Here is a 24,264-nt window from a genome sequence, read left to right on the forward strand (position 1 = left end):
TTACCTATTTAACTTCCATTAATTCTACGTCAAAAATCAAAGTAGCATTTGGTGGAATTGCTCCACCAGCACCACGAGATCCATATCCTAAATCCGATGGGATCACAAAACGGGCTTTATCGCCTACACGCAATAGAGCGATTCCTTCATCCCAACCTTCAATAACCTGACCTTGACCTAATTTAAATTCAATTGGTTTTTTTCTTGGATAAGAAGAGTCAAAAACTTTACCATTTTCTAGAGAACCTTCATAGTGAACAGCCACTGTTTTTCCACTTTCTGCTTTTTTACCTTCACCTCTTTGGATGAATTGGTAACGCAAACCGCTTTCTGTTTTTTCAAAACCAGCTGCTAATTTTTCCATCGCTGCTTCCACTTCTGCTTTTACAGCAGCATCACGTTTGTTACGAGATCCTTTGAATGTGATAAATGCTTCAATTGCATTCCAATTTTTAGCTTCTTCACCTTCTTTGATAATTTCTAAAGATTCTAAAACATCTCCTTGCTCAACAGCATCAACAATATCTTGACCTTCTACCACATGACCAAAAACGGTATGTTTGTTATCCAACCAATCCGTTGGAATGTGCGTAATATAAAATTGTGAACCGTTTGTCCCAGGTCCTGAGTTAGCCATTGCTAAAACTCCCGGACGGTTGTGTTTCAAACTTGGGTGAAATTCATCATCAAATTTATATCCTGGATCTCCAGTTCCTGTTCCTTGAGGACAACCCCCTTGAATCATAAAATTAGGAATTACACGGTGGAATTTTAATCCATCATAAAATTTAACCCCTTGTGGTTTTACTTTATTTTCTATGTTTCCTTCCGCCAATCCTACGAAGTTTCCAACTGTTCCTGGAGTCAAATCGTGTGTAAGTTTTACTAAAATAGCACCTTTTGTGGTGTTGAATTTAGCATATATTCCGTTTTCCATTTTTTTTAATTTTTGTTAAAGCGCAAATTTACGAATTAAATTAGACAATTTGAAAATTCTCACTAAATGGATTCAGTTAATGGAAGACCATTTTTTAGTGATTGTTACTGAGCCATTTTGGCAAAAAAGACTGTAAATCATCCCCCTCTTCTATTTGTAGAAACTAATTGTGTTTTACCCAAATAAGTTCGGAAGTCTTGTAGCCAAGATCTTTCGCCGTTTTTAAATATGCTTCTTTTACCTCTTGTGGCATTGTTTTATCCCGCGAAAGCAACCACAGATATTTCAGACTTTTACCTGCAACCAAAGCATATTTATAGTCCGAATCAAGTCCAATAATGTTATATCCCGAATAAAATGGTCCAAAAAAAGAAACTTTTAATTTCCCTTCCTTTGCATCACCTGCAAACTTCACTTTGCCTGTAGATGCTACATCTTTGTTCTTTATGTAATTATACCCTCGATTTACCACCTGAATCGTTCCATCCTCGTTTAATGAATATTCAGCGGTTGTATTGTTTAAATTTTTTTCAAAGATAAAATCCAGCCGTGCAATTTCGTACCAATTTCCTAAGTATTTATCTTTCTCAAAATCTTGAATTACCTTTGCTCCCTTAGGCATAGAACTGCAGGAATTCATAACCAACAGACTTGCCGAGAGCAGTGTTAGACTTCCTAAAACTCGAATTTTATTTTTCATCATCATTCATTGAATATCAAAATTCAGAAATAAAAAATTGTAAATCAATACAATTTAGAATACTTTAAGATTTACCAAAACAATACAAATCTCTACATTAGTCATAGCAGCTTTTGTTTGTGGTGCTATGCTCCCTAAGTCTTTGTAATAACGAAAATGTTCTAATTCGACTAAACCCTAGCCCAGATTGAGACAACATCCTTTTCTTGCTTTCTTTAAGCAAGAAAAGATAGCGTGTAAAGCTGGAAAAAGCTCCGAAAGAAAAGTTTAATAGTTGAATTGGGTATTTGGTTATTTGAAAACCTCCGCATCTTTGTACCTTTGCGACTTAGAACCTTTTTAAGAAAAATTATGCGCATTGATATTGTTACTGTTCTCCCAGAATTATTGAGAAGTCCGTTTGAGGCTTCGATTATGAAACGTGCTATTGATAAAGGATTGGTGGAAGTTCATTTCCATAATCTGCGGGATTATACGACCAACAGACAAAAAAGTGTGGATGATTATCCCTATGGTGGTGGTGCAGGAATGGTGATGACGGTGCAACCTATTGATGCCTGTATTACACATTTGAAAAGCGAAAGAACCTACGATGAAATCATTTATATGTCGCCAGATGGGGAAACCTTGAACCAAAAAATGGCGAACACCATGTCAATGTATGAAAATATTATTATCCTTTGCGGACATTATAAAGGGGTGGATCAACGCGTACGCGATCATTTTATTACCAAAGAAATATCAATTGGTGATTATGTATTGAGTGGCGGTGAATTAGGAGCTTTGGTATTATCAGACGCTTTAATCCGATTGATTCCAGGAGTTTTGAGTGACGAAACCTCAGCATTGACGGATAGTTTTCAAGACGGATTATTGTCAGGACCTATATACACACGCCCAGCAGATTATAACGGATGGAAAGTTCCAGAGGTTTTAACCTCAGGGAATTTTGCTAAAATAGACAAATGGCGTGAGGATATGGCCTACGAACATACTAAGAACAGAAGACCGGATTTATTGGAGGAGTAAAAAATTTATTTCAGGTTTAAAGTTTCAGGTTTAAAGTTGGTATTCAAGAACTTCTAAACTTTAAACAAGAAAAACTTTAAACTTTAAACTTTTTTATTTACTTTTGCGCCCACATTAGTTTAACCTCTGGCGAGATCCGTGAATGTTGATTTAATGCAACCCATAATTAAAAATATCATGGCAGATTTAATGAAATTCGTTCAAGACGAATTCGTAACAAGAAAAGAATTCCCAGTTTTTGCAGCTGGAGACACTATCACAGTTTTCTACGAAATTAGAGAGGGTGAAAAAACTAGAACACAGTTTTTCAAAGGAGTTGTTATCCAAAGAAGAGGTTCTGCTAATACAGAAACTTTCACAATTCGTAAAATGTCAGGTGCTATTGGAGTAGAGCGTATCTTTCCAGTTAACTTGCCAGCTTTACAGAAAATTGAAATCAACAAAAAAGGTGCAGTTCGTAGAGCTAGAATTTTCTACTTCAGAGAACTTACTGGTAAAAAAGCTAAGATTAAAGACAAAAGAAGATAGTCACTATCTCTTTACTATAAAAGTCCCAACACTGTTGGGACTTTTTTTTGGTTTAAACCCAAAGTAACAATCATTATTCAGTAGATTTTAACTAAAACAAAAGAATTTTGATAGCTCTTATTTGATAATTTATAAGGAAATTCATTTTCATATTCGCAATTTAGATTCGCAATAATACTAATTCCATAATTCAATTTATACTACTAAAAACTTAATGAAAACGCATTTTCTTTTACGATATCGTTTTATTACCTTTGTAGCCACGTTTAAAAATAAGAATTACATATAGCAATACATTATGACAAAAATTAAAGTAGCCAATCCAATTGTAGAATTGGATGGAGATGAAATGACACGAATTATTTGGTCTTTTATTAAAGAAAAATTAATTCTTCCTTATTTAGACTTAGATATTAAATATTATGATTTAGGAATGGAGAGCAGAGATGCTACCAATGATCAAATCACAATTGATTCTGCTGAAGCAATAAAAAAATACAATGTTGGTATAAAATGTGCCACCATTACCCCAGATGAAGACCGCGTTAAAGAATTTGGTTTAAAAAAAATGTGGAAATCTCCAAACGGAACCATCCGTAATATTGTAGGTGGAACCGTTTTCCGTGAACCAATTATCATGAAAAATGTACCACGTTTAGTACCTGGCTGGACACAACCTATTGTTATTGGCCGTCATGCTTTTGGAGATCAATACAAAGCTACTGATACTGTCATCAAAGGAAAAGGAAAACTAACCATGACTTTTGTGCCTGAAGAAGGAGAAACTCAAACTTGGGAAGTATACGATTATAAAGGAGACGGAGTTGCAATGGCTATGTACAATACTGATGAAAGTATTTACGGTTTTGCACATTCTTCATTTCAAATGGCATTGACAAAAAAATGGCCTTTGTATCTTTCTACAAAAAATACAATTTTGAAAGCCTATGATGGTCGTTTCAAAGATATTTTTGAAGAAGTATACCAATCGAGCTACAAAGCACAATTTGTTGAAGCAGGTATTACTTACGAACACAGATTGATTGATGACATGGTTGCGTCTGTAATGAAATGGAGTGGTGGATTTGTTTGGGCTTGTAAAAACTACGATGGTGATGTACAATCCGATACTGTTGCACAAGGTTTTGGTTCTTTAGGTCTAATGACTTCTGTTTTAGTAACTCCTGATGGAAAAACATTAGAAGCAGAAGCAGCTCATGGAACAGTAACGCGTCACTTTAGACAGCACCAGCAAGGGAAAGCAACTTCAACGAACCCAATTGCATCTATTTTTGCCTGGACAAGAGGATTGGAACACAGAGGTAAATTAGACGAAAACCAAGCCTTAATTGATTTTTGTCATGCACTAGAACAAGTTTGTATTGATACTGTTGAAAGTGGAAAAATGACTAAAGATTTAGCCATGTTAGTAAAACCAGAAGGTTTGACTGCAGCAGACTATTTGACTACGGAGGCTTTTTTGGCAGCTATCCAAGAAAATTTAGATGCTAAACTAGCCTAATTATTTTCTGCTATATATATTTAAAAGACAACCCGAAACGGTTGTCTTTTTTTTATATTAGCAATACCTTAACAATTGTTATATGACAATTACTATTCAATTTAGTGTACTTTGCGTTTTTTCATTTCGATAAAATTTAAACAATGACTCCAAAGAAAATTATTACCTTTTTAGTTGTATTACTGTCCGTGCTCTCGGGTTTCGCTCAAGAAAAATTTACGCTAAGTGGAACTATTATAGACGCCAATAGCAATGAAACTTTAATAGGTGTCAACGTTGTAATTCCAGCGTTAAAAACTGGCGTAACAACAAATGAATACGGATTTTTCTCCATTACGATACCAAAAGGAAACTATACCGTTCAAATAAGTTATTTGGGCTATCAAACCATTGAAGAATCGATCGCTTTGAACCAAAATATAAAAAATAATTTTAATTTATTTAGCAATGAAACGGCTTTACAAGAAGTAATCATTACAGACAATAAAACAAAAATTGACATCAAGAAACCCGAAATGAGTGTCAACAAACTTTCTATTTCAGCTATCAAAAAAATGCCTGTCGTTTTGGGAGAAGTCGATGTTTTAAAATCAATTTTATTACTACCCGGAGTTACTAATGCAGGCGAAGGCGCCTCTGGCTTCAATGTTCGTGGTGGTGGAGCCGACCAAAATTTGATTTTATTAGACGAAGCAACGATCTTTAATTCATCGCATGTTTTTGGATTTTTCTCTGTTTTTAATCCGGATGCTATCAAAGATTTAAAATTATACAAAGGTGGAATTCCAGCACGTTATGGCGGAAGAGCATCATCTGTTTTGGATATTTATCAAAAAGATGGTAACAGTAAAAGTTTTCATGTAAATGGCGGAATTGGATTAATTTCCAGTAGGATTTTGGCCGAAGGACCTTTGGTAAAAGACAAAGGTTCGTTCCTTATTGGCGGCAGAAGTTCGTATGGACATTTATTCCTTAAGCTTTCCGAAGAACAAAAAAACAACTCTGTTTATTTTTATGATTTGAATACTAAATTGAGCTATAAATTAGACACCAACAACAGCTTATACTTATCTGGTTACTTTGGTAGGGATGTTTTTAGCTTAAATAAAAGCTTTACCAATATTTATGGGAATGCCACGGTAAACCTGCGCTGGAACCACTTATTTTCTGAAAAATTATTTTCGAATTTATCGCTTATTTACAGCGATTATTATTATGGTTTAGATTTGGATTTTGTTGGTTTCAAATGGGATTCGGGCATCAAAAATTATAATGTCAAATACGATTTTAAGAATTATATTTCAGATAAATTCAAATTGAATTACGGGCTAAACGGAATCTATTACGAGTTCAATCCTGGAACCATCAGACCATCAGATGCGGACTCCGGAATTAACTTTGACCAATTGGATAAAAAATATGCTTTCGAACCTGCAGTTTACATCAATGCGGACCACGAAATCTCCGATAGAATAGCATTATCTTACGGATTACGTTACAGTATGTTTTACCGTTTAGGACAATCTACGGTGAATATTTATGAAAATGACAATCCGGTGCTCTTTAATTCAGATTTACAGATTTATGAAAAAGCAACTCCAATTGGCACCAAATTCTACGACCGTAACAAAGTGATGAAGAGCTATAATTATCTGGAACCTCGATTTTCTTTGGCGTATCAAATCAACGACGACCAATCGATCAAAGCAAGTTACAACAGAATGGTGCAATATCTGCAACTGATTTCGAATACCTCATCGCCTACTCCGCTTGATGTCTGGACGCCAAGTGATCGTTTTATCAAACCTCAAATTGCCGATCAAGTCGCTTTGGGTTACTTTAAAAACTTCAACGATGACATGTATTCCCTTGAAGTTGAAACCTATTATAAAGAAGTTCAAAACCGATTGGATTATATTGATGGTGCTAATTTGATTGCCAATAAAGCCATCGAGCAAATAATCCTAAACGGTCAATTAAGATCGTATGGTTTAGAAATCATGTTCCGAAAAAACGAAGGAAAATTTAATGGCTGGATTTCGTACACATTATCCAAATCAGAGCAACAAACTCCAGGAAGAACCCCAATAGAAACCGGGATCAACAACGGGCAATGGTACAATTCAGTGTATGATAAACTGCATAATGTTGCGGTAACCACATCGTATAATTTAAACGAAAAATGGTCTTTTGGAGCTAATTTTGCTTTGCAAACGGGACAACCCGTGACCTATCCTGTTGGACAATATGAATACCTAGGAATCAATGTACCTAGTTACGGACTGAGAAATGAAAATCGGCTTCCAGCGTACCACCATCTTGACATTGCTGCCACTTTAACGCCCAGCAAAAATAAAAATAGAGAATGGAAAGGCGAATGGGTTTTTAGCATTTACAATTTGTACAATCGAAAAAATGCTGCTTCAATCAATTTCAGACAAAATGCTGATACTGGTAGCAATGAAGCCATAAAAACTTCTATTTTTGGTATAGTTCCAGCAGTGAGTTATAACTTTAAATTCTAAGGATAGTCTTTCAAAAGAGAACAAAATAAAAACATGAAATTATGAAAAAAATAACACTATATCTCATACTTTTAATAGCTATTTTTTCAACCAGTTGCGAAGAGGTTATTGAAGTAGATTTAGACAATGCGCCACCAAAACTGGTTATTGAAGCAGCTATTAATTGGAAAAAAGGAACTGTGGGAAATCAACAAAAAATAAAATTGACTACTACAACAGGATTTTATAGCACTGAAATTCCAAAAGTTTCTGGAGCAACAGTTTCCATAAAAAATAGCACTAATCTGGTTTTTACTTTTTCGGAAATTGCGAATACCGGTGAATATACGTGCGCTACTTTTATTCCGCTTATAAACGAAACCTACACGCTGACGGTTATCAGCAATGGTAATACGTACACTGCAACCGAAACCTTGAAACCTGTTACGGCCATTACTAAAATTGTTCAAAACAACCAAGGTGGTTTTACAGGCAACGAAAAAGAAATTAAAACATTTTACCAAGATCCAGCTGGTGAGCCTAATTATTATCTTTACAAATATGTATATTCCAATCAGGTAAAATCAAATTTTTATGTGGATCAGGATGAGTTTTTCAACGGAAACGAATTTTTTAGTATTTCGCAAAATGATGAATTAAAAAAAGACGATAAAATTGAGGTAACGCACTTCGGAATTTCAAAAACCTACTATAATTACATGAGTGTTTTAGTCAGTATTGCCGGAAATAATGGCGGTGGACCCTTTCAATCTCCACCGGCAACCGTGAGAGGAAATGTTATCAACACCACTAATTCGGCTAATTATCCTTTGGGCTATTTCTCCCTAAGTGAAATCGATGTTAGAAATTATACGATTGAATAATTAGGAGCTAATCCAGCTGTTCATTACAACCAAAAACAGGTTCTAAACAGTTTTCCAGTCTGTATAAGGAGCTTCCTTTGGTCGCTCTTCTACAGCCAGAAAACTAAAGTTTACAACCTGTTTTGGTTTTCATTGCCATCTGGGCTAAAGTTCAGTCGCAGTTTCCAGTTTACATATTTTAACTAACTTTACAGCCTACAATCTATTCTATTATCGATTGCCAAAATCTAAAATCTTAATTCACATTTCTTAAATCTACAATCCTCATGTCTTCACACCATATCGTTCGCGACGACCAAGAACCCGCTTTAATCATTGCCAACGGCGCTTCCTGTAATCTGGAATTATTAAGTCAATTACTGGAATGGTCACCGCTTGTGGTGGTATTGGATTCGGCTATGGTTCGCGTAATGGAATTAGACATCAAAGTCGATGTGCTTTTAGGAGATTTTGATAGAGGATTTGATCCTGAAATTTATAAAACGACTCAATATCCAATTGAAATTATTCATACGCCAGATCAAAATAAAACCGATTTAGAGAAGGCTTTTGACTATTTAATCGAACGAAAAATTCCTGCCGTAAACGTAGTTTGGGCCACCGGACGAAGAGCAGATCACACGATTACAAATCTGACTAACATCACGAGATACAGAAATCTATTGAAAATTGTCATTCTGGACGATCATTCAAAAGTCTTTTTATTGCCCAAGAAATTCGAAAAATGGTATACAGCGAACACTCCTATTTCATTAATTCCTATCGGTCACGTTACAGGAATCCATTCGGATAATTTATTTTATCCATTGAAAGATGACAGTTTGACCATTGGTTACAGAACCGGAAGCAGCAATCACGTAATCAAAGACGGCATCGTAACAATAGAACATAATGAAGGCGATTTATTGATGATGGAATGCATGGACTAAACATTTATTGTATATCCAACAATACATTTCTCACAATCTCATAATGACTCCAAGGAATAAAATGATTGGCTTTCTCTATCGTTATCGTATCGATTGATTTAGCATTGGTAAACTTTTTTTTGCATAAAGGCAACATTACTGTATGGTACCAAAGCATCTTTTGTTCCATGAATAATGGTGACATCACAAGTGATTTTTTTCAGCTCTGGTTCTAAATAAACTAAATCCTTTTTCAACCACCACAATTCATCATTGGACGGGCGTAATGCTCCAGGAATCAAATACCGCAAAGGCGATGCCTTGATAACCGTTCTCCATTTTTCTGGGTTCTCCGCTTTCGGGTCCAATGATCCAGCCAATATCACCAATCGTTTGTACCAAGACGGATTATCCACGGCTAACTGAGCCACAACAGGTCCGCCAACGGAATGCCCTACTAAAATTAATGGCTTTTTATTATCGATTTTTTTGATGAATTCAGATATTCTTTGAGACTGTACCTTTAAATTTTGAGCTTCACCAAAATCACTGTATCCAAAACCCGGACGGTCAATAGCAATCATTCAGTATTTTTTGAGCAATAAAGTATCCTGAAGATATTCTTTGAAAGCATTCCAACTTCCAGGCGACCCATGAATAAAAAACAAAGTTGGGTTTTGCGCATTTCCAGTTGCTACATAATGTACTTTATAACCTTCAAAAACAACTGTTTTATCCTGAAATTCTGTTTTAGAGCCAGCGAAAAATTTTGTCGTTTCCTTATCTGAATATCGCATCGTCATACAGGATTGACATATTACGATATACAAAAACATTAAACTGTACACTATGTATCTCTTTTTGAAATGAAATGAAGCGGGCATAAAAGTCATTCTAGTTGTATTTTTTATAAAAGTAACCGTTTTTAGTTTTCGAAAAATACGCAAGGTTCTGATTTTATGATTTATTTTTCATATGTTTAATGGGTCAAAGTCGTCTTTATACTTTTACAAAATAGTTATGCCTATCTTTGCACCGAAATATAGAAAATGAAAGCAAAAACGATTACCGAAAAAACTAATTTACATCCGAGAAACCTGGATAGATTTGGATATAATTTTGAGCAATTAATAGAAAAATCTCCTGAATTGCAGCTTTTTGTTTCTATAAATGAACATAATATAGAGACAATTGATTTTAGTAATCCTGATGCAGTAAAGTCGCTTAACAAAGCATTATTGTTATCTCATTACGACATTCAAAACTGGGATATTCCAGCAAATTATCTTTGTCCACCGATTCCAGGAAGAGCGGATTACATTCATTATATAGCAGATTTATTAGCTTCCAGCAACAACGGAATCATTCCTGAAGGAGAAACCGTTCAAGGTTTAGACATTGGTGTAGGTGCCAATTGCATTTATCCAATAATTGGTAATTCAGCGTATGGATGGAGTTTTGTAGGAACCGATATCGATTTGAAAGCAATTGAAAATTGTAGCGCCATCATTGAAGAAAATCCAAAACTGATTGATGCCATTAGTTTACAACAGCAAACGGAATCTCGTTTTATTTTTAAAAATATAATCACTCCCGAAGACCGATTTACGTTTACCATTTGCAATCCTCCTTTTCATGCCTCACAAGAGGAAGCTACGAAAAGCACAGTTCGAAAAATCAATAATTTAGAATCCCGAAGTGCCGAGAGCAAAGTAACTAAACCTGTTTTAAATTTTGGAGGTCACAATGCTGAATTGTGGTGTGAAGGCGGCGAATTAGGTTTCGTGACCCAAATGATTTACGAAAGTGCAAAATATCCGATGCAGTGTTTATGGTTCACCACTTTGGTATCTAAAAAAGAAAATCTTTCCAGTCTTTACAAAACACTAAACAAAGTAAGTGCAGTCGAAATTAAAACAATTGATATGGCTCAAGGCCAAAAAACAAGCCGAATAATAGCTTGGACTTTCCTGAGTGAAGCACAACAAAAAGCCTGGAAGTTCGAATAAAAACTCCTATTTAGTTTAAGCAATCAATCCCAACAATCATTCTTGATAGTCTGGAAAATCAATCTGTACCTATACTTCTTCCTATTATGGATTTAAAATGAAGCACTTAAAAAACTTCTATTAGTAAATCGATAATTATACTTCTAAAAAATTACTTTACCGAAAAAAAAATACTGTTATTCATAAATAGTTGTATTTCTTGCTACTTTCAAGAGTAAAAGATCATTTTAACATAATTTTACGTAGATTTGATAAAGAAATCTTTAATTAATTATAAAGAAATTTCTTTTACAACGCATTAAAAAGGCAACTGAAAACTAAACTTTTTAAACTAAAAAAGCTAAATTAATTATTCTTTTTCAGATTATTTTTTGTGTTTAAAGTCAATGTTCTAATTTAAACTAAATGGTAAAAAAGCAACTGTCACACACCGAAATACTTGATGATTCCACACTTTGGAACAGTCTAAAAGAAGGGAATGAAAATGCTTTTTCCATACTTTTCAAAAGACATTATGCACATTTAGTACGCTATGGAAATTCTTTTATTCCCTTTCCAGAAAAAGTGCAAGACTGTGTTCAAGATGTTTTTACTGACATTTGGATTTATAGAGACAAATTGAGTGATAAAGTGGTTGTAAAAGCCTATTTATTAGCCTGTGTTCGCAAGCGTATAACTAGATCACAAGAAAGGGATCGGATTTTTCGCCTTAGCAGTTCTATAGATACGGTAGAATTTTTATTTGATTTTTCAATTGAACATGAACTTATCTCAGAGGAAACGACAGCTTCTAAAGTGTCACATCTCAATCATTTGATAAATGATTTGCCTTCTCGACAAAAAGAAGCCTTATACCTTCGTTATACACAAGAACTAACCGTAGACCAAATTGCCGATACATTGGATATTAATTATCAATCGGCAAACAATCTTTTGCACCGCGCTTTGTTAAGCTTACGCAAAGATTGGAAAGGAAACATCTGCTGCATTTTAATGCTTGTTTCGCTCACATTTTAATCTTCGAAAAAATAATTTAAAAAAAAACACTATTTAGTGAGTATCAATTAAAAAAAAGGTCCTCTATTTAAATGTAACCCTTTTTTTGATGCAACACCGTACTAATTATACCGAAATAGAACACTTTTTAGCTGATGAATCATTCCGATTATGGGTGCATTTCAATGATGATCAACGCCAATGGGAAGAATGGACCTTAGAAAATTCCAATCGTGCTAAATTAGTTGAAGAGGCTCGATTATGGTTGTTAGCAATGAAAGCGCCTAATGATAATTTAACTAAGGATGAAGTGCAAAATGCATTGGAAGCTACTTGGAAAAAAATTGAAAGAGTAGAAGAAAATAAAAAGGAAAAACCAGTTCTTAAGCTTTTGAGAAAAAGATGGTTTAACGGAGTTGCGGCTGTTTTGATTTTAAGCCTTTTAACCGGATGGTTGTACAATCAAACCAACAGTGATAATGATTCCGCACTAACTTATAGCGAACTTATCAATGAAAATGAAGAAGGCTTAGTGGAGCAAACGAATAATTCAGACAAACCACAAATCATAACATTATCCGATGGCAGTTCTGTTTTATTACAACCCAACAGCAAATTAAGTTATCCTAAAATATTTGCGGGTAATGAACGAAAAGTGTACCTGTCCGGTGAAGGCTTTTTCGAAATTAGCAAAGATCCTAAAAAGCCATTTTTTGTATTTGCGAATGAAATCGTTACAAAAGTAGTCGGAACCAGTTTCAAAATAAAAGCATACGCTAATCAACCAAATGTAGAAGTTGTGGTTCGGACTGGAAAAGTAAAAGTAAGATCGAATGAATTAATCTCAAATTCAAAAGACGAGCTGATTGTTTTATTGCCCAATCAAGCACTGCGATTCGTTCGAAAAAACTTAAGTTTTAAAAAGATTACTGATATTACACAAGATGAATTATTAATTAATTCGAAGAGTAATATTGAGCAATTAGGATTTGAATTCACCGATATTCCTGTGTCACAAATTTTAAAAACAATTGAACAAGCCTACTTAGTGAAAATTGATTTTCCTCAATCCAAATTAAAAGACTGTTATCTGACAACATCTTTAACAGATCAACCTTTACCTGAAAAGCTTAAAATTATTTGCAAAAGCCTTGGAAACAATACGAGTTATGAAATGAATGGTAACCAAATTAGTATTATATCCGATGGATGTAATTAATAGTAACTTGCCTATGAATAAAAATATATAATACAAAAAGCGCCGAAAATGCTGTAACATTCTCGACGCCTTAACTAAAATCAATTCACTCTCTGTAAAGAGTAATTGCTTTGTTCTACCAATACCCTAACTAACGAATATTAATAAAAACAGACCAAAATTATGAAAAAAACCGTCTTCAAACAACGACTACTAATTCGAATTATGAAAATAACCTTATTTCAATTTGTTTTAGCCCTTGTATTTTCAAGTATAACATTTGCGAATAATATCAGAGGTCAAAAAAAGCTGGACACAAAGGTAACTATTACCGTGACCGATTTGAACTTAGATACTGCTTTGTCAAAACTTGAGAAATTGGCACATGTAAAATTTTCGTACAATTCGAGAATGTCACAATTGAATCAAAAAGTGAGTGTTTATGCTAATAATGAAGCATTATCCAGTGTATTGACTCGCATTTTGAAACCATTAAAAATGAATTATACCGAAGTAAGTAATCAAATTATTTTACAAAAAGAAGGTATTGCTAACACCGGAATGAATGCTGAATATTTCTCTACTTTAAATCAAAATACAACTGCTGAGATTATCAAAGGTCGTGTAGTGGATGAAAAAGGAGAATCGTTACCTGGCGTGACAATTATCGTAAAAGGAACTACAAAAGGAACAACAACAGATATCGATGGAACGTATACCATCAGCGCTGAAATTGGAGACGTTTTACAATTTTCTTATGTAGGATTAGAAACTAAATCACTGAAGGTAACCGGAACTACATTAAACGTTACTTTAATGGGAAGTGGCGAAACACTACAAGATGTTGTCGTAATCGGATCCAGAAATCCAACCAGAACAGTCACTGAATCTGCAGTACCTATTGATGTGATTTCTATGAAAGAGATCGCTTCACAAGGGGCTCAAACGAATTTGAATCAGATTTTAAATATGGTTGCGCCATCATTTACATCTAATACAACCACTGTAGCTGATGGAACAGATCACATTGACCCTGCACAATTAAGAGGTTTAGGACCAGACCAAGTTTTAGTTTTATTAAATGGAAAACGACGTCATACGTCCTCTTTAGTAAACATCAATGGATCACCTGGTAGAGGAGCTGTAGGTACCGACTTAAATTCCATTCCCGCTTTTGCTATCGAAAAAATTGAAGTATTAAGAGATGGAGCTTCAGCTCAATATGGCTCAGATGCTATTGCTGGTGTAATCAACATCAACATGAAAAAAGACACTAAAAAATTAGAAGTAAACCTTTTTGGTGGAAGCCATTTTTCTAAAAATGCTAACGACCATACTGGCGGAAATGATGGAAATAACATTCAAATTGACTTAAACTACGGAACAAATTTAGGAAAGGAAAAAAGTTTCATCAATGTTACGGCAAGCGCTCAATTGAGAGGCCAAACAAGTCGTGCCAAAGAAGTTACAGGAAGTTTATTCAACCGATATAATGCTGTTGAAGAAAGAGCTAGAATAGCAGGTATTAACATTAATAGTTTGTATGCGAATACGTTAAACACTACCCCTGGTTTTTACAACGGTTTGTTGAACACAATTAATACGTATGCACAACAAGTAAGTTATTTTGATGCAACTACAAAAACAGCTATTCAAAGTGCCGCTACTGCAGGAAATTTATCTGGGATGAGAACTTTATTAGGAGCTGATGTAACTTCGGACGAACTTGCTGCTAGAGGCTTAGTTCGTAATGATTTTAATATGCGAGTAGGTCAATCATCACTTCAAAGCTCACAATTCTTTGTAAATGCTGCCTATCCTATAACTGATCAATTAGAGTTGTATGCTTTTGGAGGGAACAGCCACAGAACTGGTGAAGCTGCTGGGTTTTACAGAAGACCAAATCAATCTAGATCGTATACCGGTTTGTATCCAAATGGTTTTTTACCTGAAATCCATTCTACAATTAACGACATTTCAGCAGCGGCAGGATTGCGAGGTACCATTTTTGGTAATTGGAATTTTGATTTGAGTAATACTTTTGGTAGAAACAGTTTTGATTATGGTGTTGAAAATACCGTCAATTCTTCCATGAGAGAAAATTCTCTAACTACTTTTGATGCAGGTGGATTGGCATTTAGCCAAAACACAACCAATTTTGACATGAATCAAAAATTTGGTGATTTGAACGTTGCTTTCGGCGCCGAATACAGAAATGAAAAATACAGCATCAATGCTGGACAACCTGAATCATATAATTTATATGATATAAACGGTGATGTTGCTTTACCAGGAGTAACACCCGCTAATCTTATCGTAACTGATTTCTTTGGATCTATTAGAGGAAATGGTTCCCAAGTATTTCCGGGTTTTAGACCTGCAAACGCAGTTGATAAAGGACGCAACAGTGCCGCTATTTATGGAGATCTTGAATATGATGTTACAGATAAATGGTTGTTGAACGGAGCCGTTCGTTTTGAAAATTATTCTGATTTTGGAAACACTACTAATTTTAAAGTTGCCAGTCGTTATAAACTAACAGACAACATTAATTTGCGTGGTGCCGTTTCCACAGGTTTTCGCGCTCCTTCTTTACATCAAATCAATTTTAACGCTACAGCGACTCAATTTGTTGGTGGTGTACCATTTGAAGTAAGTACATTTAGTAATGACTCTCCAGCAGCTAAAGCCCTTGGAATTCCGCAATTGAAACAAGAAGAATCTAAAAGTGCTAGTATTGGTTTTACCGCTAAAATTCCAGAAGCAAATTTAACTTTAACAGCAGATGCTTATATTGTAAGAATAGATGACAGAGTAACTTTGACGGATCAATTTTCTCGTCCATCGGGAACATTTGCTGCAGGAACACCACAGAGAGAGCTTCAATTACAATTTGATCTAGCTGGAGCAAATGCGGCTACCTTTTTTGCCAATGCTATTAGTACCGAGTCTAAAGGTATTGATATCATTATAACACATAAACTAAATTTAGGAGCTATAGTAATCAAATCAGATTTAGCTACTACTTTTTCTCAAACAAGACAAGTGGGTGCTATACAAGGATCGCCTACTTTAGTTGCTAATGGTCAAATAAACCGTTATTTTTCTGAAATGAGCAGAATCTATTTAGAAGAAGCAATCCCTAGAGTTAAAGGAAATTTAACCAACTCTTTTACTTATAAAAAATTCGATTTCTTTTTGAGAAATGTTTACTTCGGACAGGTAACTGATCCAAATACGGCTGATGTAAATGGAGATGGAAGAGTTGAAGGAGCCATAATAAATGGTCAAGCAGTCGAAGTAGAGCATCCAATCTGGGGCGCAAAAATAATCACTGACTTATCTGTTGGTTTTAAAATTACTGGAGCTGCAAAAGTTGTAATTGGAGCTAACAATATTTTTGACATCTATCCTGATGCAAATCTTGGTACACAAACTGCAATCAGACCTAGATTAGTATCTGGAGCTATTGATTACAACGCTGCACCATCCACAATTGACTTATCAAATGCAAATCAATTTGCATATTCAAGAAACACCTCTCAATTTGGTCAAAACGGAAGATTCCTTTTTGCTAGGTTAAGCTTGAGTTTCTAGAAAACCCTATTTTATATTGAAAACCATTCGCCTGCGCGAATGGTTTTTTTTTGGCTTAAACTTTGGAAAAAAAGAAGCCAAACTTTGTACCTTTGCCCCTGTAAAACTTTGCCCCTAAATACAGATGAATTTCCAAGTAGTATCCGATTACCAACCCAAAGGCGACCAACCCCAAGCGATTGAAAAATTAGTTCAGGGAATTATTGAGGGCGATAAATTCCAAACACTTTTAGGTGTTACTGGATCTGGGAAAACATTTACGGTGGCTAATGTCATTCAGGAAGTACAAAGACCCACTTTAGTTTTGGCACACAACAAAACGTTGGCGGCTCAATTATACTCCGAGTTCAAACAATTCTTCCCGAATAATGCCGTGGAATATTTCGTTTCCTATTACGATTACTACCAGCCTGAAGCTTTTATGCCCGTAACCGGCGTTTTCATCGAAAAAGATTTATCTATCAATGAAGAACTGGAAAAAATGAGAATGTCAACAACTGCCTCATTACTTTCCGGACGAAGAGATATTTTGGTAGTCGCATCTGTTTCGTGTTTGTACGGTATTGGAAATCCAATAGAATTTCAGAAAAACTTAATTCCAATAGAGAAAGGCCAAATCATTTCACGAACTAAATTATTGCATCAATTGGTGCAAAGTTTATACTCCAGAACAGAAGCCGATTTTAATCCTGGAAGTTTCAGGATTAAAGGCGACACCGTTGATGTGTATCCTAGTTATGCAGATGAAGCTTACAGAGTTCATTTCTTTGGGGATGAAATTGAGGAAATTGAAAGTTTTGACACCAAGAATTCTCAGGTTCTTGAAAAATTTGAAAAACTGACTATTTATCCAGCTAATATGTTTGTGACTTCACCGGACGTGTTGCAAGGCGCCATTTGGGAAATACAGCAAGATTTGGTAAAACAAGTTGATTATTTCAAGGAAATTGGCAAACCTTTAGAAGCAAAACGATTGGAAGAACGCACCAATTTTGATTTGGAAATGATTCGGGAATTGGGTTATTGCTCTGGAATCGAGAATTACTCCCGTTATCTTGATGGTCGTTTACCGGGAACTAGACCTTTTTGTTTATTGGATTATTTCCCTAAAGATTACTTAATGGTGGTCGATGAAAGTCACGTGACACTTTCACAAGTTAGCGCTATGTATGGCGGCGACCGAAGCCGTAAAGAAAATTTAGTGGAATACGGTTTCCGACTTCCAGCTGCAATGGACAACCGTCCTTTGAAATTTGAAGAATTTGAAGCGATGCAAAACCAAGTAATTTATGTTTCGGCAACACCAGCGGATTATGAGTTACAAAAAACAGAAGGCGTTGTTGTAGAGCAGGTAATTCGCCCGACAAGTTTACTAGATCCAATTATCGAAATCCGACCAAGTTTAAACCAAATTGATGATTTAATTGAAGAAATTCAAGTTCGAGCCGAAATTGACGAACGCGTTTTGGTGACGACTTTAACCAAAAGAATGGCCGAAGAACTCGCTAAATATTTAACAAAAGTTAATATTCGTTGTCGTTACATTCACTCTGAAGTAGATACTTTAGAACGAATAGAAATCATGCAAGATTTGCGAAAAGGAATTTTTGATGTGTTAATTGGTGTGAATTTGCTTCGTGAAGGATTGGATTTACCAGAAGTTTCTTTGGTCGCCATATTAGATGCAGACAAAGAAGGTTTTTTAAGAAGCCACCGTTCATTGACGCAAACCATTGGTAGAGCGGCAAGAAACCTTAATGGAAAAGCAATTATGTATGCGGATAAAATCACAAATAGCATGCAAAAAACTATTGATGAAACCAATTACCGCAGAACCAAACAAATTAATTACAACACAGAACACAACTTGGTTCCGATGGCTTTAAATAAAAAAATCGAGAGTGCTTTTACCAAAAATCCATTAGCAGATTATGAATTAGGACTTACCTTAAACTCAGCTGCCGAACCGGAAACGACTTATATGTCCAAACCGGAAATCGAGAAGATTATTAGAGAGAAACGCAAATCAATGGAGAAAGCGGCAAAAGATTTAGACTTTATGCAAGCGGCAAAATTACGGGATGATATCAAGAGATTACAAGGTCAATTAGCCTAGCGAACGCTGCAATACATCATTGCAAACAAATATAAAATATAACTTCGTAAATTTAGATGGCTTTAAGTACTACTATTTTGTCATGAAATGCTTTTAAATTATTTAAAAAGTTTTAAATTTGAACTGAAATATTATCTAATTGTTATACAATCAATTACGATTTTAAATGAAATGCTATTCATACATTTTAATTCTTTTAGGATTTATTTCAGGTGCTTCAGGACAAACTTCGGAGCAGGATTTGATACGCACAGAAATAGAAAACAGCACTGATTTAATCAAACCAAATATTCTTTCTAATCACCCGTTAGGAATGTACATTTCCCGAATAAATCATAATTTTAAAGTGCGTTCACCAGAGAAATACTCCTTCTCATTTGAAGTTTCCAGCGGAAATGTGATGTTGCCTTATGTTAAATCATATACTTTAACGAATCCAGTTGATAGAGCAAATGCGGCACAGTTTCCTTGGCATGACCGAGAATACAAATTTGACCTCAACACCGTTCCTGCTCAAACCAACTCATTTACTGCTGACGGTGTCATTAGATCCTATAAATTTACATTTTCCTTGCCTTTATCGGTCAATCACGAACTTACTTTTGGCATCCGTTCGTATTCCCTTGACGGAGGAAAATATCCATTTTCAGTATTTACCTCTGATGAATCCATTGAATGGTTTCACAGTACTATTGCCGGAGGAGAAGATCCATTTTCGAGACGGTATTATGGTTTAAACAAAGCAAAAATATCCTATCAAGACGAGAACAACACCTTTCTAACAATGAACAATGGTAATTTTCGAATTCCAGGAATGGAGATCAATTATTTCTACTATCCAAAATTAGAAATGAATAAGAAACATCGAATCTATATGAATTTTGGCGCCCACTTCGGCATCAATATGTCCAGATACAATCCTGTTATGGACATTGGTATTTCTTCTTCCGCTATCAAGAAAATGATAGTTAAAGATAAAAACATATTGACTGTAGGCATCAGTGCAGGCGCTTTAAGACAGCGATTATTCCAGTTTGGAGATCGAGTAAACTTCAGCGATCGCTCCTTCCTATACAGTTTTGAAGGACTTATTGATTATAAAAGAAAACTTCAAAATAATAATACTATTTCATTTGGGATCAATTATACTTTTCAAACACCCTACAATAATAAAAATGATTTTAATCATATCATTTTAACTGGCGAGAGAGTAAAATCGCATTGGCAGGAAACACTATCTCACCTATATGAAAATCTTGATGCATGGAATTTTATCTGCACCTATTCTGTTAAACAATTTTCTTATTTTATATACATTAGAGAAGACCTTACGCTAGATAATGCGCCTGATTTACAGACAGGCTTTGGTGTGAAAATGTCTTTTAAGAATTAAATAGTAAAAATATAGATCCTCAAATTCCTCTAGAATCAAAGGTTAATTATGTTATTCCTGAAAAATATTTAATAAAACTTCGGCATCTATAATTGCATTAGGCGCTTCATTCATCAATTTAAGAATGCGTTTTGTAGCTATTGGATTAAGTCCCATTTCAATTGCTATTTGCTGAATCGCAACAGCTTCTTTTTTATGTAAAATTCCGTCACAATACATCAATAAAGCCAATCTATAAAATTGTTGAATCCGTTGAAATTCAGTTTTTATCGGTATTAAAGGTAATTCTTGATGAAAAAAATCTTTAAAAACGGTACTGTCAAAACTCAGTTCTTTGGCGACAATTTCTAAAAATTCATATTCTCTTTTATGCAAATGTCCGTCAACGGTAGAAAAAGCAATCATTTCTAAAAGTAAACTCCTCTTTTGTTCGAATGTATTCATCAAATTATTATTTTTAGCTAAAATATTGTTTTTAAATCAAAACACAAAAACTAATAATGAATCGACTAAAATTCCTAATCCTACTTTTCTTTTTTACGATAGCAAAAATTACTGCTCAGTGCGAAGAAATAAAGAAAACTACGGCTTCTAAACAAGTGTCTACTTTTACTATTGAAGCGCCACAACTTCAAACTATAAAGAAAATTTGGGTGTATTTACCCGAAAATTATGCAACCTCAAAAAAGAATTTCTCTGTAATTTATATGCATGATGCTCAAAACTTGTTTGATGCAAAAACTTCTTATTCCGGGGAATGGAATGTAGATGAAAAACTGGATAGCCTAAAAGCTCAGGTTATTGTGATAGGAATCGAACATGGAAATGAGAAACGAATGGAGGAATTAACGCCTTTTAAAAACGAAAAATACGGTGGTGGAAAAGCAGATAACTATTTAGAATTTATCGTAAAAACATTGAAGCCACAAATCGACAAAACCTATCGAACCAAAACTAAAAAGAAAAATACAATCATCATGGGAAGTTCTCTTGGCGGTTTGACTTCCTATTATGCCGTTTTAAAATATCCTGAAATTTTTGGAAAAGCAGGTGTTTTCTCGCCTTCCTTTTGGTTTACCAAAGACATTTATACGCTGACTGAAAAATCAAAAAAAATAAAGTCGAAAATTTATTTTCTGTGTGGCGATGCTGAAAGTGACGACATGGTTTCGGATTTGAACAAAATGGAATATTTAATAAATTCTAATCGATGCTATTGCCTCAATTTAAATAAAAAAACAATTGTAAAAGACGGAAAACACAATGAAAAACTATGGCGCGACGGTTTTGTCGATGCCTTTTTATGGCTCGGTTTATAAAAAATTCTGCTTTAAATAAACACAACAAATAGTAAAATTAAACCCCAAATGGAACTAATATTAAGAGAATACGAACTCAAATTAAAACATACGTTCACGATTTCAAGAGAATCGATTGATGTTCAGCCATCTTTGATTGTGGAGTTGCAACGTGATGGTTTTTCTGGTTGTGGCGAAGCAACTTCTAATCCATATTACAAGACAACAGTTCCTGTGATGATGCAGGATTTAGAAAAAATTAGAACCATAATCGAAAATACTACAGAGGAAACACCCGAAGCATTTTGGGCAAAAATCCATCCTTACTTAAAAGACGATATGTTTGCTTTGTGCGCTTTGGATATGGCATACAATGATTTATACGCGCGTAAAAAAGGAAAGAAACTGTACGAATTGTGGAATTATAGCATTGACAAAAATCCATTGACCGATTACACAATTGGAATAGCTTCCATCGAAAAAATGGTGGCTAAAATGAAGGAATTGCCTTGGCCGATTTATAAAATCAAGTTAGGGACCAAAGAAGATATAGCCATTGTTACTGAACTTCGGAAACATACCGATGCTATTTTCAGAATCGATGCCAATTGTGGCTGGAGCGTGGACGAAACCATAAACAATGCCGTTGCACTAAAAAAATTGGGTGTGGAATTCTTGGAACAACCCTTGAAAGCAGATAATTGGGTAGGACACAAGGAAGTTTTTAAACATTCCGTTTTACCGATTATAGCCGACGAAAGTTGTATTATCGAAGAAGATGTAGCAAAATGTCATAACCATTTTCATGGTGTGAATGTGAAGTTGGTAAAATGTGGCGGATTAACTCCCGGAAGACGAATGATTCAGGAAGCCAAGAAATTAGGTCTAAAAACCATGGTGGGTTGTATGACCGAATCGACTGTAGGAATTTCTGCGATTGCGCATTTATTGCCACAATTGGATTATGTAGATATGGACGGCGCATTGCTTTTGGCAGAAGATATTGCAACTGGAGTGACAATCGATTTTGGAAAAATAAACTATTCTGACTTAAACGGAACTGGTGTAACTTTAATGTAGTTTTAAATGAAAGTCAACCAATTTCCAGATCGAATAATTGAAATCGAAAATAAAGAATATCTTTATTTTGGAGGAACGGCTTATTTGGGTTTGCCAACGCATCCTGAATTCAAAAAACTGCTCATTAAAAACATTTTGCAATGGGGAACGGCGTATGGAAGTTCTCGAAGTGCAAACATTCAACTGACCGCCTACGAAAATGGGGAACGGTTTTTGGCCAATTTCATCAAAGCAGAAGCTGCTCTCACCCTTTCTTCCGGAATGTTAGCAGGAAAATTAGTTATTGAAGCATTAACTCCTGAAACCGATTGCTTTTTTCATTTTCCGGATACGCACACTGCCATCAAATCGCAAAACAGTCTTCCTTTTTTTATTGGAGAAAAGATAAATCCTCGGTTGCTCGATTCTGAAATTGAAAAAATTACTGTTTTGACGGATTCGGTTCCCTCCTTTCGTGTACAACCAATCGATCTTTCTATTCTGAATTTGATTCCGTCCAATAAAGAAATCACTTTAGTTATTGACGAATCACATTCACTTGGAATTTTGGGTATGAATGGTTGCGGGATTTATTCGAACATTAATCTTCCCAACGTTAAAAGGAAAATCATGGTGTCCTCTTTGGGCAAAGCATTTGGATTGACAGGAGGCGTAATTGCTAGTGATTCTGAATTTATCAATCTAGTAGCAACTCACGATACTTTTGTTTCCAGTGCCGGAATGAATGCTGCATTTGTACAGACAATGTCAGATGCGGAGCATATTTATTTACAACAGCACCAAAAATTAAAAGACAATTTAAACTATATTGATACTCATTTAAGTAAAAATGAGGCCATTCTTTTTGATGCTAATTATCCACTCATTTATCCGGAAATCGAAGGCATAAATGATGTTTTTACAGAAAATAAAATTATTATAACCAATTTTAAATATCCCACAGACACAAAGGATTTAAACAGAATTGTAATTACTGCCAATCATAAAAAAGAAGATTTGGATACTATAATTCACCTTCTGAACCAAAACCAATTCTAAATCTAAAATTGTGGTCCAATTGCTTTTAAACCGTACCTTTGTAAAAAATTAGAATATGATGACAAATAACGATATCTTTAAAAAACTTCGTGTAGCCTTAATGTTACGTGACGATCAAATAGTTGAAATATTAGAATTAGTAGATTTTAGAATCACTAAATCAGAATTAGGTGCTTTTTTCCGTGATGAAAAACATGAAAATTACATGGAATGTGGCGACCAAGTGTTGCGTAACTTTCTAAACGCATTGGTAATTCATTTGCGTGGAACGAAAGAAAATCCAAAAAACCCAAATGATGTTTTAGCAAAACACAAAGCTCAAATTCCTGCAAAAGAAGGATCCAAAGACAGACCCGAGTTTAAGGCAAAACCAAGAGACGAAGAAAAATCAAGAGGTGACGAAGCACCCTCAAAATCAAGACCTGCGACAAAAAACACTTCTAAAAAACAATATCCAAAAGGAAATTCAAAAGTTCAAGTAGTGGAGAAAGTGAAATTTAATTTCGGTAAGAATAAAAAATCATAAC

The 24,264-nt window shown here is 34.8% G+C and carries 21 protein-coding genes; 16 read left to right on the forward strand and 5 right to left on the reverse strand.

The features are described from left to right. Positions 1-4 precede the first annotated feature (4 nt). Positions 5-937 carry a peptidylprolyl isomerase gene (locus IWX83_RS05175; RefSeq protein ID WP_196828115.1) on the reverse strand — a complete coding sequence of 311 codons (933 nt, stop codon included), beginning with the start codon at positions 935-937 and terminating at the stop codon, positions 5-7. 163 nt (positions 938-1,100) lie between these two features. Beyond that, complete coding sequence (locus tag IWX83_RS05180; protein WP_073354347.1) at positions 1,101-1,637, reverse strand: lipocalin family protein; 537 nt, start codon at positions 1,635-1,637, stop codon at positions 1,101-1,103. A 351-nt stretch (positions 1,638-1,988) separates the two neighbouring features. On the opposite strand from IWX83_RS05180, the gene trmD reads away from it, so the two are divergent. The 6 genes from trmD to IWX83_RS05210 all read left to right on the forward strand — a co-directional run bounded on the left by trmD (position 1,989) and on the right by IWX83_RS05210 (position 9,033). Further along, on the forward strand, positions 1,989-2,666 hold the full coding sequence (gene trmD, locus IWX83_RS05185; protein WP_074723946.1) for a tRNA (guanosine(37)-N1)-methyltransferase TrmD: 678 nt from the start codon (positions 1,989-1,991) through the stop codon (positions 2,664-2,666). 177 nt (positions 2,667-2,843) lie between these two features. Further along, entirely contained in the window at positions 2,844-3,194 is a 351-nt protein-coding gene (rplS, locus tag IWX83_RS05190) for a 50S ribosomal protein L19 (protein WP_091257111.1), read from the forward strand. A 298-nt stretch (positions 3,195-3,492) separates the two neighbouring features. After that, positions 3,493-4,716, forward strand: a complete 1,224-nt coding sequence (locus IWX83_RS05195) for an isocitrate dehydrogenase (NADP(+)) (RefSeq protein WP_073354308.1) — start codon at positions 3,493-3,495, stop codon at positions 4,714-4,716. 143 nt (positions 4,717-4,859) lie between these two features. Then, positions 4,860-7,241, forward strand: coding sequence for a TonB-dependent receptor (locus IWX83_RS05200; RefSeq protein WP_196828117.1), 2,382 nt, complete (start codon positions 4,860-4,862; stop codon positions 7,239-7,241). A 41-nt stretch (positions 7,242-7,282) separates the two neighbouring features. Continuing rightward, on the forward strand, positions 7,283-8,104 hold the full coding sequence (locus tag IWX83_RS05205) for a DUF4249 domain-containing protein (RefSeq protein WP_196828119.1): 822 nt from the start codon (positions 7,283-7,285) through the stop codon (positions 8,102-8,104). Positions 8,105-8,370: 266 nt separating this feature from the next. Then, the gene (locus IWX83_RS05210) at positions 8,371-9,033 is read left to right on the forward strand and encodes a thiamine diphosphokinase (RefSeq protein ID WP_196828121.1); all 663 of its coding nucleotides are present in this window, start codon (positions 8,371-8,373) and stop codon (positions 9,031-9,033) included. Positions 9,034-9,131: 98 nt separating this feature from the next. Here IWX83_RS05210 and IWX83_RS05215 read toward each other — a convergent pair whose 3' ends face one another. Continuing rightward, positions 9,132-9,596, reverse strand: a complete 465-nt coding sequence (locus IWX83_RS05215) for an alpha/beta fold hydrolase (protein WP_196828123.1) — start codon at positions 9,594-9,596, stop codon at positions 9,132-9,134. Further along, a complete protein-coding gene (locus tag IWX83_RS05220) occupies positions 9,597-9,809 on the reverse strand; it encodes an alpha/beta fold hydrolase (RefSeq protein ID WP_196828125.1) in 213 nt (70 codons plus the stop codon). It lies immediately after the preceding gene. Between the two features lie 252 nt (positions 9,810-10,061). Here IWX83_RS05220 and rlmF point away from each other — a divergent pair, with 252 nt between their 5' ends. The 6 genes from rlmF to IWX83_RS05250 all read left to right on the forward strand — a co-directional run bounded on the left by rlmF (position 10,062) and on the right by IWX83_RS05250 (position 20,321). After that, a complete protein-coding gene (gene rlmF, locus IWX83_RS05225) occupies positions 10,062-11,021 on the forward strand; it encodes a 23S rRNA (adenine(1618)-N(6))-methyltransferase RlmF (RefSeq protein WP_196828127.1) in 960 nt (319 codons plus the stop codon). A 405-nt stretch (positions 11,022-11,426) separates the two neighbouring features. Continuing rightward, complete coding sequence (locus tag IWX83_RS05230; protein ID WP_196828129.1) at positions 11,427-12,038, forward strand: RNA polymerase sigma factor; 612 nt, start codon at positions 11,427-11,429, stop codon at positions 12,036-12,038. An 88-nt stretch (positions 12,039-12,126) separates the two neighbouring features. Continuing rightward, complete coding sequence (locus tag IWX83_RS05235) at positions 12,127-13,236, forward strand: FecR family protein (protein WP_196828131.1); 1,110 nt, start codon at positions 12,127-12,129, stop codon at positions 13,234-13,236. A gap of 540 nt (positions 13,237-13,776) precedes the next feature. Continuing rightward, on the forward strand, positions 13,777-16,812 hold the full coding sequence (locus IWX83_RS05240) for a TonB-dependent receptor domain-containing protein (protein ID WP_196828165.1): 3,036 nt from the start codon (positions 13,777-13,779) through the stop codon (positions 16,810-16,812). A 124-nt stretch (positions 16,813-16,936) separates the two neighbouring features. Beyond that, on the forward strand, positions 16,937-18,928 hold the full coding sequence (gene uvrB / locus IWX83_RS05245) for an excinuclease ABC subunit UvrB (protein WP_231379828.1): 1,992 nt from the start codon (positions 16,937-16,939) through the stop codon (positions 18,926-18,928). A gap of 166 nt (positions 18,929-19,094) precedes the next feature. Further along, positions 19,095-20,321, forward strand: a complete 1,227-nt coding sequence (locus tag IWX83_RS05250) for a hypothetical protein (protein WP_196828133.1) — start codon at positions 19,095-19,097, stop codon at positions 20,319-20,321. Positions 20,322-20,372: 51 nt separating this feature from the next. On the opposite strand, the gene IWX83_RS05255 is transcribed toward IWX83_RS05250, so the two are convergent. After that, positions 20,373-20,765, reverse strand: a complete 393-nt coding sequence (locus IWX83_RS05255; protein WP_196828135.1) for an excinuclease ABC subunit B — start codon at positions 20,763-20,765, stop codon at positions 20,373-20,375. A gap of 56 nt (positions 20,766-20,821) precedes the next feature. On the opposite strand from IWX83_RS05255, the gene IWX83_RS05260 reads away from it, so the two are divergent. From IWX83_RS05260 to IWX83_RS05275, 4 genes are read left to right on the forward strand one after another with little or no spacing between them, the layout of a single operon-like run. Continuing rightward, entirely contained in the window at positions 20,822-21,640 is an 819-nt protein-coding gene (locus tag IWX83_RS05260) for an alpha/beta hydrolase (RefSeq protein WP_196828137.1), read from the forward strand. A 48-nt stretch (positions 21,641-21,688) separates the two neighbouring features. Beyond that, on the forward strand, positions 21,689-22,699 hold the full coding sequence (locus IWX83_RS05265) for a dipeptide epimerase (RefSeq protein ID WP_196828139.1): 1,011 nt from the start codon (positions 21,689-21,691) through the stop codon (positions 22,697-22,699). 6 nt (positions 22,700-22,705) lie between these two features. Then, complete coding sequence (locus IWX83_RS05270; RefSeq protein WP_196828141.1) at positions 22,706-23,737, forward strand: aminotransferase class I/II-fold pyridoxal phosphate-dependent enzyme; 1,032 nt, start codon at positions 22,706-22,708, stop codon at positions 23,735-23,737. Positions 23,738-23,795: 58 nt separating this feature from the next. Continuing rightward, complete coding sequence (locus IWX83_RS05275; RefSeq protein ID WP_073207685.1) at positions 23,796-24,263, forward strand: DUF1456 family protein; 468 nt, start codon at positions 23,796-23,798, stop codon at positions 24,261-24,263. Position 24,264 lies beyond the last annotated feature (1 nt).

This window comes from Flavobacterium sp. CG_9.1, assembly GCF_015751645.1.
Lineage (GTDB): Bacteria > Bacteroidota > Bacteroidia > Flavobacteriales > Flavobacteriaceae > Flavobacterium > Flavobacterium xanthum.

Bases quoted from the DNA above. Each gene is read 5' to 3' on its own strand.
- IWX83_RS05175 (WP_196828115.1), bottom strand. From the start codon at position 937: ATGGAAAACGGAATATATGCTAAATTCAACACCACAAAAGGTGCTATT.
- IWX83_RS05180 (WP_073354347.1), bottom strand. From the start codon at position 1,637: ATGAAAAATAAAATTCGAGTTTTAGGAAGTCTAACACTGCTCTCGGCA.
- trmD (WP_074723946.1), top strand. From the start codon at position 1,989: ATGCGCATTGATATTGTTACTGTTCTCCCAGAATTATTGAGAAGTCCG.
- rplS (WP_091257111.1), top strand. From the start codon at position 2,844: ATGGCAGATTTAATGAAATTCGTTCAAGACGAATTCGTAACAAGAAAA.
- IWX83_RS05195 (WP_073354308.1), top strand. From the start codon at position 3,493: ATGACAAAAATTAAAGTAGCCAATCCAATTGTAGAATTGGATGGAGAT.
- IWX83_RS05200 (WP_196828117.1), top strand. From the start codon at position 4,860: ATGACTCCAAAGAAAATTATTACCTTTTTAGTTGTATTACTGTCCGTG.
- IWX83_RS05205 (WP_196828119.1), top strand. From the start codon at position 7,283: ATGAAAAAAATAACACTATATCTCATACTTTTAATAGCTATTTTTTCA.
- IWX83_RS05210 (WP_196828121.1), top strand. From the start codon at position 8,371: ATGTCTTCACACCATATCGTTCGCGACGACCAAGAACCCGCTTTAATC.
- IWX83_RS05215 (WP_196828123.1), bottom strand. From the start codon at position 9,596: ATGATTGCTATTGACCGTCCGGGTTTTGGATACAGTGATTTTGGTGAA.
- IWX83_RS05220 (WP_196828125.1), bottom strand. From the start codon at position 9,809: ATGCGATATTCAGATAAGGAAACGACAAAATTTTTCGCTGGCTCTAAA.
- rlmF (WP_196828127.1), top strand. From the start codon at position 10,062: ATGAAAGCAAAAACGATTACCGAAAAAACTAATTTACATCCGAGAAAC.
- IWX83_RS05230 (WP_196828129.1), top strand. From the start codon at position 11,427: ATGGTAAAAAAGCAACTGTCACACACCGAAATACTTGATGATTCCACA.
- IWX83_RS05235 (WP_196828131.1), top strand. From the start codon at position 12,127: ATGCAACACCGTACTAATTATACCGAAATAGAACACTTTTTAGCTGAT.
- IWX83_RS05240 (WP_196828165.1), top strand. From the start codon at position 13,777: ATGAATGCTGAATATTTCTCTACTTTAAATCAAAATACAACTGCTGAG.
- uvrB (WP_231379828.1), top strand. From the start codon at position 16,937: ATGAATTTCCAAGTAGTATCCGATTACCAACCCAAAGGCGACCAACCC.
- IWX83_RS05250 (WP_196828133.1), top strand. From the start codon at position 19,095: ATGAAATGCTATTCATACATTTTAATTCTTTTAGGATTTATTTCAGGT.
- IWX83_RS05255 (WP_196828135.1), bottom strand. From the start codon at position 20,765: ATGAATACATTCGAACAAAAGAGGAGTTTACTTTTAGAAATGATTGCT.
- IWX83_RS05260 (WP_196828137.1), top strand. From the start codon at position 20,822: ATGAATCGACTAAAATTCCTAATCCTACTTTTCTTTTTTACGATAGCA.
- IWX83_RS05265 (WP_196828139.1), top strand. From the start codon at position 21,689: ATGGAACTAATATTAAGAGAATACGAACTCAAATTAAAACATACGTTC.
- IWX83_RS05270 (WP_196828141.1), top strand. From the start codon at position 22,706: ATGAAAGTCAACCAATTTCCAGATCGAATAATTGAAATCGAAAATAAA.
- IWX83_RS05275 (WP_073207685.1), top strand. From the start codon at position 23,796: ATGACAAATAACGATATCTTTAAAAAACTTCGTGTAGCCTTAATGTTA.